At 54.8% G+C, this 17,918-nt stretch carries 15 protein-coding genes; 7 read left to right on the forward strand and 8 right to left on the reverse strand.

Going from position 1 to position 17,918, the window contains the following annotated elements; genetic code table 11:
- The first annotated feature begins 35 nt into the window (after positions 1–35).
- From QE435_RS00305 to QE435_RS00330, 6 genes are all read left to right on the forward strand, one after another.
- Complete coding sequence (locus QE435_RS00305) at positions 36–1,112, forward strand: hypothetical protein (RefSeq protein ID WP_349039766.1); 1,077 nt, start codon at positions 36–38, stop codon at positions 1,110–1,112.
- Between the two features lie 138 nt (positions 1,113–1,250).
- Complete coding sequence (rfbC, locus tag QE435_RS00310) at positions 1,251–1,811, forward strand: dTDP-4-dehydrorhamnose 3,5-epimerase (RefSeq protein WP_349039767.1); 561 nt, start codon at positions 1,251–1,253, stop codon at positions 1,809–1,811.
- 14 nt (positions 1,812–1,825) lie between these two features.
- Complete coding sequence (gene rfbB / locus QE435_RS00315) at positions 1,826–2,881, forward strand: dTDP-glucose 4,6-dehydratase (RefSeq protein WP_349039768.1); 1,056 nt, start codon at positions 1,826–1,828, stop codon at positions 2,879–2,881.
- 4 nt (positions 2,882–2,885) lie between these two features.
- Entirely contained in the window at positions 2,886–3,764 is an 879-nt protein-coding gene (rfbD, locus tag QE435_RS00320; protein ID WP_349039769.1) for a dTDP-4-dehydrorhamnose reductase, read from the forward strand.
- A 60-nt stretch (positions 3,765–3,824) separates the two neighbouring features.
- A complete protein-coding gene (gene rfbA / locus QE435_RS00325; RefSeq protein ID WP_349039770.1) occupies positions 3,825–4,709 on the forward strand; it encodes a glucose-1-phosphate thymidylyltransferase RfbA in 885 nt (294 codons plus the stop codon).
- A gap of 1,820 nt (positions 4,710–6,529) precedes the next feature.
- The gene (locus tag QE435_RS00330; RefSeq protein ID WP_349039771.1) at positions 6,530–7,078 is read left to right on the forward strand and encodes a DUF6030 family protein; all 549 of its coding nucleotides are present in this window, start codon (positions 6,530–6,532) and stop codon (positions 7,076–7,078) included.
- Between the two features lie 1,159 nt (positions 7,079–8,237).
- On the opposite strand, the gene QE435_RS00335 is transcribed toward QE435_RS00330, so the two are convergent.
- Positions 8,238–9,368: an NAD(P)/FAD-dependent oxidoreductase gene (locus tag QE435_RS00335; protein ID WP_349039772.1), complete on the reverse strand. Its 1,131-nt coding sequence runs from the start codon at positions 9,366–9,368 to the stop codon at positions 8,238–8,240.
- Positions 9,369–9,394: 26 nt separating this feature from the next.
- Between QE435_RS00335 and QE435_RS00340 the strand changes: the two genes are divergently transcribed.
- Positions 9,395–9,841 (forward strand): MarR family transcriptional regulator, encoded by a 447-nt coding sequence (locus QE435_RS00340; protein WP_349039773.1) that lies wholly within the window; start codon positions 9,395–9,397, stop codon positions 9,839–9,841.
- A gap of 435 nt (positions 9,842–10,276) precedes the next feature.
- On the opposite strand, the gene QE435_RS00345 is transcribed toward QE435_RS00340, so the two are convergent.
- From QE435_RS00345 to QE435_RS00375, 7 genes are all read right to left on the reverse strand, one after another.
- Positions 10,277–11,038 carry an SDR family oxidoreductase gene (locus QE435_RS00345; protein ID WP_349039774.1) on the reverse strand — a complete coding sequence of 254 codons (762 nt, stop codon included), beginning with the start codon at positions 11,036–11,038 and terminating at the stop codon, positions 10,277–10,279.
- Between the two features lie 3 nt (positions 11,039–11,041).
- Positions 11,042–12,724 (reverse strand): SMP-30/gluconolactonase/LRE family protein, encoded by a 1,683-nt coding sequence (locus QE435_RS00350; RefSeq protein WP_349039775.1) that lies wholly within the window; start codon positions 12,722–12,724, stop codon positions 11,042–11,044.
- The gene (locus QE435_RS00355) at positions 12,721–13,704 is read right to left on the reverse strand and encodes an NAD(P)-dependent oxidoreductase (RefSeq protein WP_349039776.1); all 984 of its coding nucleotides are present in this window, start codon (positions 13,702–13,704) and stop codon (positions 12,721–12,723) included. The genes QE435_RS00350 and QE435_RS00355 overlap by 4 nt, the downstream gene beginning before the upstream one ends.
- Positions 13,701–14,783: a sn-glycerol-3-phosphate ABC transporter ATP-binding protein UgpC gene (gene ugpC, locus QE435_RS00360; RefSeq protein ID WP_349039777.1), complete on the reverse strand. Its 1,083-nt coding sequence runs from the start codon at positions 14,781–14,783 to the stop codon at positions 13,701–13,703. The genes QE435_RS00355 and ugpC overlap by 4 nt, the downstream gene beginning before the upstream one ends.
- A gap of 2 nt (positions 14,784–14,785) precedes the next feature.
- On the reverse strand, positions 14,786–15,616 hold the full coding sequence (locus QE435_RS00365) for a carbohydrate ABC transporter permease (protein ID WP_349039778.1): 831 nt from the start codon (positions 15,614–15,616) through the stop codon (positions 14,786–14,788).
- A 10-nt stretch (positions 15,617–15,626) separates the two neighbouring features.
- Entirely contained in the window at positions 15,627–16,553 is a 927-nt protein-coding gene (locus QE435_RS00370) for a sugar ABC transporter permease (protein WP_349039779.1), read from the reverse strand.
- A gap of 69 nt (positions 16,554–16,622) precedes the next feature.
- On the reverse strand, positions 16,623–17,894 hold the full coding sequence (locus QE435_RS00375; protein WP_349039780.1) for a sugar ABC transporter substrate-binding protein: 1,272 nt from the start codon (positions 17,892–17,894) through the stop codon (positions 16,623–16,625).
- Between the last annotated feature and the right edge of the window lie 24 nt (positions 17,895–17,918).

Genomic DNA, 17,918 nt, shown 5'->3' on the forward strand with positions numbered 1-17,918 from the left:
GATATTCAGATAACTCGCGACGTTAGGACATCTTGATGTTGGTAGACTTCTTCAGAAAACACGTTGCCAAGATGCTTCCTCGTCCTAAGGTATTGCGATCGTCTGGCTCGGTAGACAAGCGCGACATTCGTACGGTGATTGTGTTCGGTCGGCACCCTAATCCAACGACCGACTATTATCTGGTTGGGCGGTTCGGTGGACATCCCGACATTGAACTCAAGTTGATCGACATCCGCGACCGTATAGCCGAAGATTTGAATCCAGATGACGCTCTCGTCGTTATGTGTCGTTATGCGTCGAAGCGAGCTGTCAGCTGGATCTGCAAGAACAGAGCTAGGCTCGCAAAGGTCGTTCTGTTTCTAGACGATGACATACCTGCTGTCATAGTAGGTAGAGACGCTTCAATTTCCTACCGTGCTTTCCTCTACTATCGAGCACTCTATCCCCTGGCGCAACTGAATCGATATCTTGATTCGATATGGGTCTCTACACCCCGGCTGGGAGCGAACTTAGGGCATACCAAGACATTAATAGTCCCACCCGCCCCTCCTCCGAAACTTTACGCTAGAAATTGGCACCCTCGGTCTGACACTAGCGAAGTCAGCATCGCGTATCATGCGACGGGCGTACACCAAAGCGAGCACAAGTTTCTTCAACCGATCATAGCAGATGCGATGAAAAAGAGACCTAACATCCGTTTCGAGGTATTTGCGGACGGGCGGACGGCTAAAATCTGGAAAAATATGCCAGGCGTAACGGTCCGCAGACCGGTTCCTTGGTCAGAGTATTTGGCTGAAGCAGAACAACGTCAGATTGACGTAATGCTGGTCCCGTTATGCGACTCTGAAGTCAATGACTGCCGCGCACCAACAAAAAGAATCGATGTCGCTCGCTTCGGCGCTGCTGGCATTTTTTCTCTCTCTGCCGCCTACGGCCTCGCTGAGCAAAAAGATGAAATACTGCTCCCTAACGTCCCCTCGCAGTGGGTTACTGGTATTTTGAGTTTGACTGATGATTCTGTCTTAAGACAGAGGGTCGCTTCGGCAACGAGAGCGCGTGTTCACGAGATGTCGAAACTCACAGACGATTACATGAGGTTGTGCCGCTCATGAGGTTACCTCCCGTGGTACTTGGGAATAAGGACAACCTAAAACTGCTCCTTTTCCTGTAACGTCAAAGATCAGGAGAAGCCCTGTTGAAGTTTTAACCAACACATCCAAACAACCGACACTTGAAATTAAGAGGATGGAATGAAGCTCGAACGATTACCGCTCCCAGGACTGGCCAGTATCGTCCCTAGCCGTCTAGGTGACAAGCGGGGCTTTTTTTCCGAGGTGTTCAAAGACGCTTGGTTCAGGGAAAACGTGGCAGACGTCACCTTTGTCCAAGAGAATGAATCCCTCTCAGCAACGATAGGGACGGTTCGGGGCCTTCATTTCCAGTTGTCACCCTTCGCGCAGGGAAAATTAGTCCGATGCATAGCAGGTAAAGTCTTCGACGTAGCAGTTGACATTCGGGTCGGGTCCCCGACTTACGGTAGATGGTTTGGCCTCGAGCTCTCAATGGAAAATGGAGCTCAACTTTGGATTCCTCCGGGTTTCGCCCACGGTTTCGCTACTTTGGAAACTGACAGCATCTTGTCTTACAAAGTGACGGCCCCATACAGCGCAGAACACGATCGGGGACTTTTATGGGATGACGAAACTATCGGCATCGAGTGGCCGATCGATGTCAACGAGGTAATTCTGTCAGAGAAAGACCTTGAGCAGCCTCGATTAGTAAACTTGCCTGTAAGCTTTACCTACTCATGATCGTGGAGCCACCGATGCGGATTATAGTCACGGGCGGAGCGGGCTTCATTGGCTCGGCTTTGGTTCGCCACCTCGTCAACGAAGTTGGCGCGGAGGTCATGACCATCGACCACCTCACCTACGCAGGGAACCTTGCATCTCTTCGTGAGGTAGAAGGATCTTCGCGTCACCATTTTTTGCATGCAGACATAGGCGATGTGCAAAAAATGAACGAGGCCATCGCATCCTTCAAGCCACATCGCATCATGCATCTCGCAGCAGAGAGCCACGTTGATCGGTCTATCAGCGGCGCGTCTGACTTCGTTGAGACAAATATCGTCGGCACCTTCTCTCTACTCGAAGCTTCTCGCAACTATTGGAGCACACTGAAGCCGGACCGGAAGGACGAGTTTCGCTTCCTCCATGTTTCGACCGACGAGGTTTATGGCTCGCTCGGCAGTGAGGGTCTGTTCACAGAAGTGACCCCGTACGATCCGTCATCGCCATACTCTGCATCCAAAGCTGCCAGTGATCACTTAGCGATTGCGTGGCATCGGACATATGGCTTGCCCGTCATCATTTCGAATTGCTCGAACAATTATGGTCCCTACCACTTTCCTGAAAAGCTTATTCCTCTCATCATTCTTAATGCGTTGGACGGTAATCCGCTTCCGGTATACGGCCAGGGCACAAATATCCGTGACTGGCTCTACGTTGAAGACCATGTTCGCGCGCTGCATCTTATCGCTTCGCAGGGACGGCCAGGTGAAAAGTACAACATTGGTGGGCGAAACGAACGTCGTAACATCGAGGTCGTCGAGGCTATTTGCACTTTGATGGACGATCTACGTCCCGTGCAACACTCACACCGCGAGTTAATTACTTATGTAGCTGATCGGCCGGGACATGATGCGAGGTACGCCATAGACGCTACGAAACTGGAGACAGAACTTGGGTGGAAGGCAAGAGAAACTTTTGACACTGGTATAGAGCGTACTGTCCGCTGGTTTCTTGAAAATGAGTGGTGGTGGGGTCCTCTGCGCAGAAGTGTCTACGGGGGCCAGCGATTAGGGCTGTTGAAAGGGAAATGACCGGATGCGTATAGCCGTCACTGGGAGCCAAGGACAGGTAGTAACCTCGTTAATTGAGAGAGCAGAACGTAATGGTGTTGAGATCATCGCCTTAGGGCGTCCGCAATTGGATCTCAGCAACCCCGCATCGATAAGAAACAGCCTCTTCGACTTGCTCCCCGATCTTGTTGTATCGGCCGCCGCATACACCGCTGTGGACAGAGCAGAGAATGATGAAGCCGCTGCATTCTGCGTAAACGCCAGCGGCCCAGAGTTCCTTGCAAAAGCAACGGTAGAGCTTGGAATACCCATCATCCATATTTCGACCGACTACGTGTTTTCGGGTGAAAAGCTGGCACCTTATTCTGAGACAGACCAGCCTGACCCAATATCGGTCTATGGTCGTTCAAAACTGGCAGGCGAGAACGCGATCGCAAAATACAATTCGGATCATGCGATCCTCCGTACGTCTTGGGTCTACTCTCCTTTCGGGAATAATTTCCTTCGAACAATGCTTCGGCTGTCTGAGACAAACGACACTGTGAGGATCGTAAGTGACCAGAAAGGAACGCCAACGAGCGCACTCGACATCGCCGACGCAGTCATTTCAGTTGCAAAACAACTTCACTCAAAAGCAGATCCGAATCTGAGAGGCGTCTTCCATATGACTGGACAAGGCGAGGCTACTTGGGCAGATTTCGGTGAAAGAATTTTTGATCACTTAAATCAACGAACCGGGAAGGCTGTTGCTGTAAGCAGAATTACAACTGCTCAATACCCTACGCCGGCTCAGCGGCCAAAAAACTCTCGGTTGTCTTGCCGAAAGCTCGCTGACGCCTATCACCTAACTCTCCCTCCATGGGAGAAATCAACCTCTGAAATTTTAGAAAGGCTCCTGACGTAAGACCGAATAGCCAGATTATCCACGGTCCATCTTGCGTGAGTGTATTTAGGAAATGAAAGTATGAAGGGCATTATTCTAGCTGGGGGCTCTGGCTCTAGGCTCTACCCAATCACGATGGCAGTGTCCAAGCAGCTGATGCCCGTCTACGATAAACCGATGATCTATTATCCTCTCACGACACTGATGCTGGCAGGCATAAGAGAGCTATTGATCATCACTACACCGCATGACAGTGAGGCGTTCAAACGCTTGCTGGGCGATGGCAGCCGCTGGGGCATATCGATTGAGTATGCTGTACAACCAACGCCGGATGGCCTCGCTCAAGCCTACATCATCGGAGCGGACTTCGTCGACAAAAGTCCATCTGCGCTGATACTGGGTGACAACATCTATTACGGGCATGGATTGATGGATTTGATGCAATCGGGAGCTCGCGCAAAGGGCGCGCGTGTTTTCGCTTACCACGTCGTTGATCCGGAGAGGTATGGGGTTGTAGATTTCGATTCATCAATGAAGGCGATCTCCATTGAGGAGAAACCTGCCTCACCAAAAAGCAACTGGGCGGTGACAGGTCTGTATTTTTACGACACACAAGTGGTCGACTTTGCAGCTAATCTGAAGCCCTCTGCCAGGGGAGAGCTCGAAATAACGGATCTGAACCGCATATATCTCGAACGCGGTGAGCTTAGTGTCGAGTTGATGGGCCGCGGTTATGCTTGGCTGGACACGGGCACGCCCGATAGTCTTCTTGATGCAGCTAGTTTCGTTGCGACGCTGGAGAAGCGGCAAGGTTTTAAAATCGCTTCCCCTGAAGAGATAGCGTATCGGATGGGCTACATCAGTGCTGCAGAACTGACAGCTCTGGGAGCGCAGTTAGGCAGAAGCACTTACGGCAAATATCTCATTCAAATTGCCAACACCCCTCTTGAAGAGTTCCTCGATTAACGGCCGGTTACCTCACAACCAATCACGCCCCGCCTTTTCACCACCTACCCTAACCTGGGTATTGGGGTAGCGATGGCGTTTGGATGCGGTCACTATCACTACGAATTTCACTCGCGGCAACATTTCCCCTCGCAACCCTGCCTAAGCATAGAGTTAAAAAAAACTCCAGTCCCGCGCTCTTGCTATTCTACGTTCAACAACAATATGCCAAAGGAGTGAGGCCCTTGTGGGTACGGGCGTGACGGCGCGACATCAGCGCTGGCAGGCGGAACCGAGCAGCAACTTTGGCGCCGTCGTTAGCGCACCTGCGCTAACCGTCCGGAATACTATACACGCACGCGCGTTATCACTGGCTGTTTCCCCGCCGTCGCTACTCTGCGTCCCATCGACTCCGCTACAAACTACGCCTGGATGCGTCGCATCAGTACTATCCAGGCACGATACCAACACCTAGATTAGTGATCCGAGCCTTTAGCTCGACCTTAAATTAGCCTTCCGCCGGACTGCCAACGGTAGCCTTATTCATTGCAAGCCACGCGTAAGGGCTCAGCGCTACAAAGCTTGCGAGTTGGAGGTCGCAATGAGCCTGAAGACATGGAAAAACGTCGTCACTATCGAAATTCGAGGCGAGCGTAGATCTTACGCACGTATCAACAGTACACGCGACGCCGCTTCATACCTCATTGAGGAGTGGCCTGGAGAACGTGATCGTTCTTACTCGAGTGCTATTATCTCCTGCACCAAAGCGCTCAGAGGCGAGGCTCACGATCAAAGCGCTATGTCGGCGTTTATCAATGCTGCAAGCGCGTCTGGATTGCGATACATGAATAGCCCCACGATAGTCTCCACTGTCGACGAATTCGAGCTTGCGATCACGAAAGCAGTGACCGAGTCGCTCGCTGACGATCTCACAGAGACAAGCCATTAGCCCACAGCAAAACCTGCTAACGGCGCGCGCTCAAGGTGCAAGGTGGGTTTTTGCGTTGATCGCCGTGGCGGCGGCATCAGGTAGGGCCCTTCGCGGCCATTTAATGTACGTGCCGGTAGTGGAAGAACTTTTTTAACGCGGGCACGTCTGCATTAAAATTAGATACAAACTACCAATGCGTTCTGGAAAATGCGTCGGGGACCAAGACTGTAAAATTCATTGTCAGGTAGCCTAAAACGTCTAGATCGATATCTCAGATATGTATCTTGCTTGCTCAAAAAATTCGTTTAACTGCTTATAAGCGGATGCAAGATGGTGGTTCATCGCGTCTTACTCCTGGCGATTTGCGCGTGCGCTACAAAATCTCACGCTGCACACCCCTGAGTCGAGTCGCTTCCACAATCAGAAACATGAAGCCACTCACAGCCCAAGACACAACAAGAACATCGATGTCAGGCGCGCAGTTCTACCCCTGGGTCTGGAGGAACTCCCTACGCCTGGAGGCGAGCTGGTTCAGGCGAATTCCAACATCATGTGCATTCTCAGAGTTGATCGCTCTTAGTCCAAAAATGCTTTGCAGCGTATGCTAACAAAGCGGACTCACCGCGGCTCGCACACGGTTGAGATTTCTTGACGATGCATGAGGGCCATTGGTTGTAAATTTCCTTTGCCGGAAATAGAAAACAAGTGTCTATCTACGCTTCTCCTTCAATTCGTTGTACTTGGAAATGCCTCGACGATACGATGGGCTCGCTATAACTCCTATAGGTTAGAGGCTGTCGCTTCCAATGGGGACGAGTGAGAACAGACTGGCTGAGAGAGGTCGCGATGTTCTCACGCACATGACGTGTAGACCTGAGGAGGCATTCCTATTGATTGAATTGACCAATTGATGCTGAATATATCGGTTCTTCTTCTGAGCTTAGCGGGCTCCGGGCTAGGAGGCACGCCCAACGATAGCGATATTGCGTATCGTCAGGTAGATTTTTCAACGCCGTCGAATGTTCGTTCTAGCTTCACTGCGGCTCGCTGTCGCAGCATTGCTGACATCTCTTCAAAAGTTCAGCCGCTGTTTCAAGTGAAAGAGAACGGCGAATGGGAATGCACCTATCTTTTGGAGTATCCTGAAACGGGGCACTCGCCCTCCCTGTTCATTCAGATCCGCGGCGTTCATCCTGAACGGTGGAGCAGCTTTCGCCTCAAACTTAATTTTGGGTCGCTCCTCTCAAGGCAACTTTTAGGCGGGAGAGCGGCCGCGATAGTCTACACGCTTATCGGAGATCAATCGCCGCTCAGAGAACTCGATGTGACTTTAGCGCTTGGCCGACAATTTGATATTTCTTTCAGCGGAATTACGCTGCGTTACAAGCAGGAAGCGTTTGACGCGAGCCGCTATAATCTCTCCGGCGGCAATGCATTGGATACGACAAAACCCCGATAGTGAAAGTTTTCATTGCTGCCTTAAACTTGGTCCCGAGTGGAGTTAATCGACAGACCTAGCATCTAGAGCGATCGCGTCGTTTTGAGACGCTAAAAGCGGTAGTCCGAATGCGGCTCAGGCAGGCTGCTCAGAGAGTGGCGGCCTATTGAAGAGCGCACTCCATCAAGCGAAGCGAGCAATGGAACCTGCCAAAGCGCCGCAAGTTTCTCAACTGGTTCGGCGTCCGGCCTTGCAGATATCGCATGGCGACAATCAGTTGGCGCTTGTTACTTCCTTGATGAATGAGTTCCGCACACTAACATATTTGCTAATTTACCCAACGGCAGTGTAAGGCGCATCGCTTCTGCATTTCCTGAATCACCGATTGTTCCACAGGATCGGTCAAGGGTCTGAACAGATTAACAATATCAACGTCGATAGGGCTGCAAGGACAACAGCTGCGAGGTTTTGTCACCGCGATCGCGCAAACGGCGACGTACTGCTTGCACCAAGCTCCGAACGCACTCGTGGGAATACTAAGCAGGCTTGCGTCTCTTGCTGCCCGCGCCCAATGGTGCGATGCCTGCTGCCATTACAATCTGTCCTAGTTCTCTTGCGCTATCTGCCTCCACGTTTGTTCATCACCTGAAATCGATGGAGTTTGAAGGTGCCAGGACTAATGTTGGTGCCGCCGTCAACTAAACCGCCTAGAACCTCGCGCTCCCGCTACGTTAAACAGGCATTTTCGGCAGTGGCCTCCTCGTTTCGTTCCGCAGGACGCGAGACTGTGTGGGCCTCTGCGATGATCATGACCAGCTTATCTCGCAACACGGGGGAGCTGTATCGCGGCTAACAATATCTTACGAAATGCTGGAGTTGAGACGGAATTCAACTGCTCGCCCATAGTCAAAAACGCCGATCTGGAAGACGGTGGCGCGCCGCGTTGGTCCCGCTCTCGGTTACCACATCGAATAAATCGACTGCCAACGACCGATGGGCCCAACCTCCTTTTGATAGCCGACAGCCGCTACCGGAACGGCCTTTCGGCACAGCAGCAGAGCGCTGAACGTGTTATACGAGACGGTGAAGCTCAGAGCGATGCGAGGGACGACAACGCTCTGATCCGGCGACCGTATGTTTCAGTTACTAAGATCGTAACGCGGCTTCATCGCGTCGGTCCCTAGCGGGATAGCACGGGCGACGGCTCCGCGAACCATTCCTGGAACTGCGGGATAATCTGGCCCATGTAACCACGCGCCCTTTGACGGATGGCGCACTCCGCCTGTTTCATAGCGTCGCGCCAGTCATCAGCCTGCGAAATCGCGATGGCCATATCCGACGCGTCCAGCATCGCAAGGTTTACGCCGACGCCGAGCGGCGGCATCACATGGGCAGCGTCTCCGATTAGCGTCAAGCCTGGGATAGAAGTCCAGGTAAAGTCCGCAGGGAGGCTGTATATCGGTCGCGCGGTAAAGGACTTACACCCGCAGATTAGCTCTAGGAGATTGGGTGACCATCCTTTGAACATTTCCCGAACGAGTGTCAGCGATGACACCTTCTCTAGCTGCGTCTTAAGCCAGGGCTGTGATCTCTTGGCGGCCGCGTAGACGCAAATGCGGCCCGCTCCGTTTTTCTGCGCAACAAGTGCCTCCGGTCCTCCGAAGGCAAACATCGACCCTTTGCCAACCAGATCGGCCTGCGTAGACGTCGGAGCTTCAATCCAGCCTTCCATAAAAGTAACACCGGTATACGATGGAGAAACATGTGATAGCGACCTGCGCACTCGGGACCAACAGCCGTCAGCTCCGATGATAATATCGGCTTCCGTCACGGCACCGTCTTGAAATATTAGACGATGCGGTCCTCGACTATTGGGTTCCACCCGCTCGACCTTCGCGTCCCATCCCACGCAATCGGCTGGAATTGCTGATAGAAGAAGTTCTCGCAGCACCCCTCGATCGACCTCCGGACGGTCCATTTCTTCAGTTGGTTGGGGTCCCACTTCATTGGCTAGCCCTGTGAGCGGATTAACGTTTTTGGTCTCCTGATCTTCGTGGCGTGCGATGGCGCGGAAGTCCTTGAGCAAACCTGCGCGGCTTAAAGCCAGTTGCCCAGAGTCAGCATGCAGGTCGAGCGTGCCGCCTTGCATGCGGTGGTGAAGAGAGGAATCCGACTCGAAGACGCGAACACGATAGCCACAACGATGCAGCATGATCGAGGCGGTAAGGCCGGCCGGACCGGCACCGACGATAGCGATTTCAGGGGATCCGCTCATTGAACACAGTCTCCAAATGAAATATATTGGTGCCAATGTATATTCCATTGGAACCAATGTAAATGAGCGCCTCTACAAAAACTCTCCCTCCCGCTAATCTCGCGCGCCGTTTGAACCACGTCGCCCGGCTCATTAACCGTGAGTTTGATCGAAGGCTCGCCCCGCTGGGAGTAAACGTCGCCTACCTTCCTGTCCTTGGCGCTTTGAATACAGCTCAAGCGCTGTCCCAGAAGGAACTCGCAGAACTCGCTGGAATTGGGCAACCTGCCATGGCTCAGATGCTAGACCGGATGGTGAAAGAGGGGTTGCTTCAGCGTACTGCTGACTCTGTGGATCGTCGCAAAGTTATCTTCAGCTTGTCAGAACGAGCTTCAGGTCGCATGGGCAGCATTGGAGCCGAGATCAAGACCGGAAACGATGATGTTTTTGCCGTGCTGGAACCTGAGGGTCAAGATAGGCTGTCATCTTTGCTCATGGTCTTGGAAATCCATCTCGAAACAAAGAAATGATGGACACGCATACGCAATGCAGATGATGATATACTGATTATCGAAGCTTAACTGACGCAGTGCTGGCCAAAACGTTCTCCGCCAGGAGGGTGGCTGAGGATGACGTGCTACCAGGCTAACGCACCGCTTCACAAACGGGCGATCGCCTCCCCTTCACCTAGGCTTCATGCCAGTTTGAAGGCTGACGACCTAGGGCTGGCGCAGAAAGTCTACTGTCTAACTCTAGTGAGGATCCTAATGGCCGTTGCGCGATTTGCGGCTGCACCACGTGTTGCGTAATAATATCGTCTTATCTTCCCATCGCACCGCGGAATGGAAAAATCGCCCGCTTAGTCAAAAACGTTGCGCGAGAATCCATATCACAGTGCCGACACTACTGGTACCCGCAGCGTTCGGCAGCATTGCCTGGGGCAACTCCGCCATCTAAGCAACCCGTCAATATCCGCCCGTCATAAAAATGCTCTCTCCGGTCATAAAACTGCAGGCTTCGGACGAAAGAAAGATGGCAGCGCCCACCATTTCCTCCGGCCTTCCGGCACGTCCCATCCAGTTCAACGTCTGGACATAATTTGCCCATCCTTCGGGATCCTCATCACGACCGTGGGCATTACGGTCAGTGTCGATGAGCCCCGGAGCCAGGGTGTTGAGCAACACGTTGTCACGCGCATAATCGCGGGCCTGGCTCTGAATGAGATTATGTTGCGCAGCCTTTGTCGCGGCATAAGCGGTAACTACGCCTTTCGGCCGCAGCTGGTTGACCGATCCAATTGAGACCACCCTGCCCCACTTCCGGGCTGCCATGCGTGGTAGCACGGCCTGCAGCATATCCACTGTTGAACCGAAATTGACCGCCAGCTGAAACGCCAGATCGTCCGTCGTCATTTCCGACAGCACGGCGTTGATTTGCGCGCTGGCATTGATGACAAGGATATCGACCGGGGCAACTGCCTCAGCACGCTCTATGAGGTCGCGGCCAGCGCCGCGCTCTGAAAGCTCGCCTGACAATTCCAGCGCCGTACCGCCACTTTCAACGATCCTGCGCTTAACGGCAGCAGTGGCTCCCGGCTTCACGCCATGAAGTATCACGCGTGCCCCTGCGCCCGCCAAGCCCTCGGCAATGGCGGCACCAATTCCACGGCTAGAACCTGTGACGAGCGCCGTGCGGTTCTGCAAACCAAAAACGCTTTGAAGACCCATCTCTTATCCTTTGAACAGCGAAACGCGCGCGCCAGAAACGCCCGGGCGGCAGGAGAACAGTCCACCGGAGAGTGGGGCGTCAGATAGTGTAGATGCGGGCAGGCGCGTGCGAGCGCTGGTGATAAACAGGGTCGACAGATCAGGTCCGCCAAAGGCAATGCTGGAAGGGCGTGGAACTGGCATATCAATCACTCGCTCCAGCTTCCCGTTCGGATGATAGCGCCGCACGCACCAACCATCCCAGATCGCGCACCAAACCCCGCCTTCCGCATCCACGGCCAGACCATCCGGCCGGCCGTCAGCCACGGGAACGCGGGCAAATTCCCGCCGCTGAGATAGAGCGCCTGTCACCGGATCGCAATCATAGGCGTGGATGAGACCGGGCACTGTGTCAACGAAATAGAATGTCCTACCGTCCGGGCTCCAACCCAGCCCATTGGAAACGATAATGCCGCCTTCCTTGCGTTCCGATGCACCATTGGCGTTGATGCGGTATAGCGCACCTGTCGGCTTGGAGGCATCGATACGCATTGACCCTATCCATATCGCACCGTCGGGCCCGCATTTGGCATCGTTTAGGCGGTTGTCAGTAATGCCCGCCTCGGGGCTGACAAAAGACGTCAGCTGACCGGAGCTGAAATCTAACCATTCGACACCATCTTGTGATGCCACCAGCAACCGACCTCCAGTGACTGGGATGACCGCGCTCACGAGCTTCCCTGTCTCACAGGTTTCGTTGCGGCCGGTGACCGGATCGAAACGATGGACGGCAGGATGCAGAATATCGACCCAGTAGAGCGCGTTTTCCTCTTCGTGCCAGACGGGGCTTTCCCCGAGCTGCGCGCCCCAGGGAAGGATGCAACTGAGTTCGTCGCTCGGGCGGCCGGTTGCCGAACGTGGACGTGGTCTTGAGCTGATCGCCACTGCCCCGGCGGCGCCTGTAATTCGCCGAGCAGCGGCGATGAGCTCGCGGCCGGCAGGGTGAATTTTAGAGGGATCGAGGCGCGATGACGGCCCTAGTACGACGAGCACGCCCATGGGCGTATTGTCGCGCCCCATGACAGGAGCGGCCACCGAGTTTACTCCCGGCAAATGCTCCTCACAAGAAATCGAGTAACCCCGCGCCCTCGTCAATGTCAGATCGGCCTGCAGCGCCTCAAGGGTGGTGATGGTTTTAGGTGTCTCCAAGTCGAGCGTCAGGCGGTCCAATAACGTGCGTCCGACTGCGGGATCCTGGAAGGCGAGCAGCGCTTTGCCGGGCGCCGTACAATGAAGCGGAACGCGACGACCTACTTCGACGCGCACTGAAAGACCATTTGGCGAGCGCTCTGCGAGATACAGCGTCATCGTGCCGTCAAGTCGGCACAGCGCGACCGTCTCTCCCAGCTCGGCTGCCAGCCGCTCGAGTTCCGGTGTCGCCGCTGATACGAGATCGAAGCTCTCCCAAACCTTATGGGACATTTCTAGAAAACGCTGACCAAGAACGTAAGTGCCGCGCGCTTCGTCCTGCCGGACAAGCCCATAAGCGATGAGTGTGCGTAGGATCCTTGCGAATGTTGGCTTAGGCAGACCGGACGCGCGTAGCAGTTCCGCAAAACGCGGTGGCTCAGGCGCATCCGCTACCATGTCGAGAAGGGTCAGCCCTTTGCCCAGCGCCGCGGTACCGCCGGGCGTCTCCGGTTTCATAGTCGTCGCTCCTTCGCGATCCGCTGGCGCCTTGCGGCTACCGCGTCGTCCAGCATCCGGTCCATCGTCCATTGCGCTTCAAACCCCAGGGTGTTTCTGATCCGCTCGTTGGATGTATGGTAATAAACTCCGTCGCCGGGAAAATCGACTGTCACAGTTGGAAGGCCGGTCAGCGCGCAGAGCTTCGGTAGAAGCGCAGCAAAATCGACCGGTTCGTCAGCACCCAGATTGAATGTGCCGCCGGCCGCCTTTGGGTGATCGAGAGCGAGCAAGACTCCCGCCACCATGTCACGTGTATCCGTTATATGCATGCGGAATGGCCGGCTGTTTTCGTTTCGTGCAAGTATATGTGACGGCTCTCCGATATCGCGAGACCGCAGCAAATCGGCGATGGCAAGGTTTCCAAAACTCAGTTGCTGGCGAATACGCGGGCGCAGGAAAAAACGGGGACCGGAAAAGAAACTCTCCTCATCCAGCAGTTCCTCCGCATCCTGCGTATGGGAAAAACGCAGGATGACCGTTTCCATACTGCCCGTTCGCTGGTGAAACCGTACCAGTTCTTCTCCTAGCAGCTTTGTCAGACCATAAAGCGAATTGGGGCGAAGCGGATGATCTTCGGTAATAGGCAGGAACTCTGGGCGGTTTTCCGGGTACACTTCACCGGAAGAGGCGAAAACGAACCTCCTGACGCCAGTCTCCGATGCAGCATTCAAAAGTCTACGTGTACCCGCGACATTGACTTCGAACATGCGGTCGCGATCGAGGGCGGCCCAGGACATGAAGGCTCCGAGATGCAGTACAGCCCTTACGCCTTCCAAAGCGTTTGCAACTGCCTGGGCATCCTCAAAAGACCCGACGATTTCCTCACCCCCGGTTCCGGACGGCCTCAGATCGAGACCGCGAACGGCGCGCCCCTCTGCGCGCAGAGCCGCGACCACGGCGCGGCCGACACGCCCTGCCGACCCAGTGACAAGGATCATAGCCGAGCTCCAGTATTTGCATCGAAAAAGTATAGCTGAGCAGGATCGAAACCTAGCCGGAGCGTCTCGCCGCCAGGAAGGCTGCCGGTATGGGAGACGCGCGCGATGAGCCCCTTGGACTTGTCCTCTTCGGCATCAGCTAGCCTTGCGCCTTCATCATTGAAGTACACATACTTCTCCGAACCGAGGCTCTCCACGAGTGTAGGTCGAACATTGAATGTCACGGGCGCGTCACCCAGCGTCAGATGCTCGGGTCGCAGACCGACAACGACGTTGCCTTCACCGGATTTGGCGGTAGGCATGGTGACTGTGTGGCCAAAAAGTGTGAGCGCACCGTTGCGCAGCTCAGCATTAAGAAAATTCATGCCCGGCGAGCCGATGAAACCGGCAACGAAGAGGTTAGCCGGATTGTTGAAGAGTTCGTCCGGCGCAGCGATCTGCTGGATGACGCCGCCCTGCATGATGACCACCCGGTCCGCCATGGTCATGGCTTCCACCTGGTCATGTGTTACGTAAACGGTGGTAACCCCTATGCGTTTGTGCAAAGCGCCAATTTCGGCGCGCATGTGGACGCGTAGCTTGGCATCTAGGTTGGATAGTGGCTCATCCATTAGGAAGGCCTGCGGCTGGCGCACGATAGCGCGACCAAGCGCGACCCGCTGCCGTTGCCCCCCGGAAAGGTCCTTGGGCTTACGATCAAGGTAGGGTGTCACTTCGAGAATACGCGCGGCATCGTCTACCCGTCGGTCGATCTCCGCCTTGTCAGTGCCGCGCATCTTCAGACCAAAGCCGATGTTCTGGCGGACCGTCAGATGTGGATAAAGTGCATAGTTTTGAAACACCATGGCGATATCGCGGTCACCAGGCGCCAGATCAGTGACTTCGTTGTCACCGATGAAAATCTGCCCTTCGCTCGCCGGTTCCAGACCAGCAAGGATTTTCAGCATTGTCGACTTGCCGCAGCCGGAGGGTCCGACTAGCACGACAAACTCGCCGTTCTCAATCTCGAGCGAAAACGGCCTGAGCACATTGAGCGCACCGTAAGACTTACTGACGTTGCGAATCGAAATATTGGCCATGCTTATTTCTCCGCGCCAGCGGTGAGCCCGCCGACCAAATAACGTTCAAGGAACAGGTAGATTGCGATGATGGGCAGCGCGATGAACACGGATGCGGCGGAAATGTCGTTCCAGTAGGTGACATATTCGCCCTGCATCGTGGTGATGCCGAGATTCGCCGTCCAGTTGTCCGGCGAGTTGACAAGGAAGGTGCGGGCGTAGGCGTAGTCTGCCCAGCTGAGCACGAACGCATATAGTGCGGTAGCGGCAAGGCCCGGCGTGGCTATGGGAAGCACCACACGCACCATCGCACCGATGGGCGAGCAGCCGTCAACCATAGCGGCCTGCTCCAACTCTTTTGGGATCGTGTCGAAGTAACCCTTCAACATCCACGTGGCGAAGGGAATGATCATGGTCGAGTGCGCGAGAACCAATGTCCATAGGCTGCCGATCAGTCCGAAGCTGGAAAAGATCGAGAACAGCGGAATGACGAGCAGCGTGGCAGGCAACATCTTTGCTGTCAGCACGAAGAGGCCCATGGCCGCGCCGCCTTTCATGGAATACCGCGACAGCGCATAACCGGCACTGACCGAGACCAACATCGATAGCGCTACTGAGCCGATAGCCGCCAGCATCGAGTTCCAAAGCCACAGCAAGATCGGTTTTGCTGCCCAGACCCGGGCGAAGATGTCCCATTGCGCATCGTCCGGCCAGAAGGTCGGCGGGAGGCGGTAAAGCTCGTCGGTCGTGGAGAGGGCGGTGACCAGCAGCCAATAGATCGGGAAGAGGATCATCACTAACGTGAAGATGACAGTCGCATAAAGCGCGAGGTTCTGTAAGAATGTCCGTCTCATCGAAGCCTCCTCAATAGATCGATTTCGAACGACGGCCGAGCATCAGCACGCTAGCGGCGATGCAGATTACCAGCGTGAGCACGCCGACTGCGGCGGCACGTCCGAAATTGTGATACTGGAAGGCCTGGTCGTAGGTCATGATTGACAGCGTCTGTGTCGAACGCAGCGGCCCGCCACCCGTCAGAACCTTGATGATTGAAAAGTCACGGAAAACCCACAACAGCGTCAGCACCAAGGTTACGCCCAAGACCGGCATCAACAAGGGCATGGTGATCCACCGGAAACGCTGCCATACATTTGCTCCATCCACCTTGGCAGCCGCGTAATAATCGGCGGGAATGGACTGCAGACCGGCAAGACACATGATGGACACGAAGGGAAAGCCTTTCCACACCATAGTGATGGCAACGGCCCAAAAAGCTGCGGTCGAGCTGCTAACCCAAGGTATCATCTGGTCGGAAAATCCAAGTTGGATCGCCAACCAGCCGAACAGGCCGAAGGAGGTGTCGAACATCCACGCGAAGATGACAACCGCGATGATCTCCGGCACGGCCCAAGGCAACGCCATTCCCAGCCGCGCAATTGCGCGGCCCCTGAAACGGTTGTTGGCAAGAAGCGCGGTGCTCAGACCGACGGCGACGCTGCCGGCGGTGACAACAATGACAAGCTTTAGCGTTACCCAGCAGGCCAGCCAAAACTCGGGCGAGGAAAATAGCCAGTTGTAATTGGCCAATGAGAATGGCCGGCTGGCGCCGCCAAGCCTCGGTATTTTTACCTGCTGGAACGACAGGTCGATTGCCAAAATTAGTGGCCAGACAATGATAGCGGCAACCATCAAGACCGCAGGCGCGATCAGGATATAGCCGAGGAGATGCTGTCGGCTGGGACGCGCAAGATCAAAAAAACTGCGACGCCCAGCCCGAACGGGTTCGGTCATGGATGGTCCTCCTGCCGGATGCGAATGATGGCCATGGCCGTGTCAAGCGGCTATGGCGAGACGACGGGATCAACCCTTGATGGCTTCCGCCTTTGCCTGAATGGTTTTTGCCACCTCTGCAGGATCAAGATCCTCTATGATCATCCGTTGGCTTTCTTCCATCACCATCTTGCTGAACTCGTTGTAGAAAAGCTCAAGGCCGCTCGGAATGCGGTCGATGCCAGCTTCGGATGCTGCCTTCATCGTTGCGATCAGCACAGGAAAATGCGGAATCGTCTTCTCGACACCCGAGACGTCGGCCTTGGGGCTGGGCGGCGTGTTGCCGCCGAGGGTGGCATAGCTGCGTTGAAATTCTGGCGACATCGTCAGCTTGATGAAATCCCAGACCAAAGCCTTTTGATCGTCGGAAATATCGGCCGGCATGGCCAAGACGTTAGAGGATCCGCCAAGTGGCGGATGAAGCGGCGGTGCGGCGTAAACGATGTCATTCTTGGCCGAGCCCTTTTCGGTCGTACCGTAAAGCCAGGGTCCATCAAACCGCATCGCCATCTTTCCGTCAGCAAAAAGCTTGCGGATGTCGCTCGCGCTCATGTCAACTGGGCTGATGCTACTCTTCATGATGGTTTTCCACCTTGTCAGGCCTTCAACCATCTGCGGTGTATCGATAGTGATATTGCCGTCCTTGTCGGTCCAGTAAGCGCCTGCATCGAGGATGTAGTTCAGCATTTCCGTAAGATACTGTCCTGGCCCACCCTTTGTTTCATGGCCAGTACCGAATTGGTCGATGATCCCGTCGCCGTTCAAATCCTTGGTTGTTGCTTTTGCCGCAGCCAAGAACTCGTCGTAGGTCTTTGGAACCGTGACGCCCGCCTCTTCCAAAATTTTCTTGTTGTAGGCCATCACGAAGCCGAAATAGTTGGTCATGATGCATACGGTTTGGCCGTTCCATTGGCATTTCTGCTGGCCGGCCCAGCCCGTCATGTCGATGCCGTCCTTTTTCAGCCACGGATCGAGCGGTTCGAGCCAGCCGCTATCTGCAAACATTTGGAATTCGAAGGACGCCAGGTGCACGATCTGAGGTGGCTGGTTCGCGGCAAAAAGCGTCGTCATCGTGTCGGCGTAGGAACTACGCTCGGCCTTGGTGAATTCGATTTTTACGCCGGGATGCTGTTTCTCAAACGCAGCTATGGCAGACCGCCACCATTCGCCGGTGCCCGCATCGTCAGTTTGCCAGGAAATGAATTTCAACACCGTGTCCGCCATAGCCGGAGCAAGTCCGCCCATCGTGATCAACATCGCGGTCGCTGTGCCAAGCGCCAGCCTTTTGATTGTTTTAGTCATGGGTTCCTCCTCCAGAAAACCAGT

The sequence above is a fragment of the Agrobacterium sp. SORGH_AS 787 genome, assembly GCF_030819035.1.
In the GTDB taxonomy this organism is placed as follows: Bacteria; Pseudomonadota; Alphaproteobacteria; order Rhizobiales; family Rhizobiaceae; genus Agrobacterium; species Agrobacterium larrymoorei_B.

Excerpts from the sequence above, each read along its gene's own strand:
- QE435_RS00305 (WP_349039766.1), top strand. The coding sequence starts at position 36 with ATGTTGGTAGACTTCTTCAGAAAACACGTTGCCAAGATGCTTCCTCGT.
- rfbC (WP_349039767.1), top strand. The coding sequence starts at position 1,251 with ATGAAGCTCGAACGATTACCGCTCCCAGGACTGGCCAGTATCGTCCCT.
- rfbB (WP_349039768.1), top strand. The coding sequence starts at position 1,826 with ATGCGGATTATAGTCACGGGCGGAGCGGGCTTCATTGGCTCGGCTTTG.
- rfbD (WP_349039769.1), top strand. The coding sequence starts at position 2,886 with ATGCGTATAGCCGTCACTGGGAGCCAAGGACAGGTAGTAACCTCGTTA.
- rfbA (WP_349039770.1), top strand. The coding sequence starts at position 3,825 with ATGAAGGGCATTATTCTAGCTGGGGGCTCTGGCTCTAGGCTCTACCCA.
- QE435_RS00330 (WP_349039771.1), top strand. The coding sequence starts at position 6,530 with ATGCTGAATATATCGGTTCTTCTTCTGAGCTTAGCGGGCTCCGGGCTA.
- QE435_RS00340 (WP_349039773.1), top strand. The coding sequence starts at position 9,395 with ATGAGCGCCTCTACAAAAACTCTCCCTCCCGCTAATCTCGCGCGCCGT.
- QE435_RS00345 (WP_349039774.1), bottom strand. The coding sequence starts at position 11,038 with ATGGGTCTTCAAAGCGTTTTTGGTTTGCAGAACCGCACGGCGCTCGTC.
- QE435_RS00350 (WP_349039775.1), bottom strand. The coding sequence starts at position 12,724 with ATGAAACCGGAGACGCCCGGCGGTACCGCGGCGCTGGGCAAAGGGCTG.
- QE435_RS00355 (WP_349039776.1), bottom strand. The coding sequence starts at position 13,704 with ATGATCCTTGTCACTGGGTCGGCAGGGCGTGTCGGCCGCGCCGTGGTC.
- ugpC (WP_349039777.1), bottom strand. The coding sequence starts at position 14,783 with ATGGCCAATATTTCGATTCGCAACGTCAGTAAGTCTTACGGTGCGCTC.
- QE435_RS00365 (WP_349039778.1), bottom strand. The coding sequence starts at position 15,616 with ATGAGACGGACATTCTTACAGAACCTCGCGCTTTATGCGACTGTCATC.
- QE435_RS00370 (WP_349039779.1), bottom strand. The coding sequence starts at position 16,553 with ATGACCGAACCCGTTCGGGCTGGGCGTCGCAGTTTTTTTGATCTTGCG.
- QE435_RS00375 (WP_349039780.1), bottom strand. The coding sequence starts at position 17,894 with ATGACTAAAACAATCAAAAGGCTGGCGCTTGGCACAGCGACCGCGATG.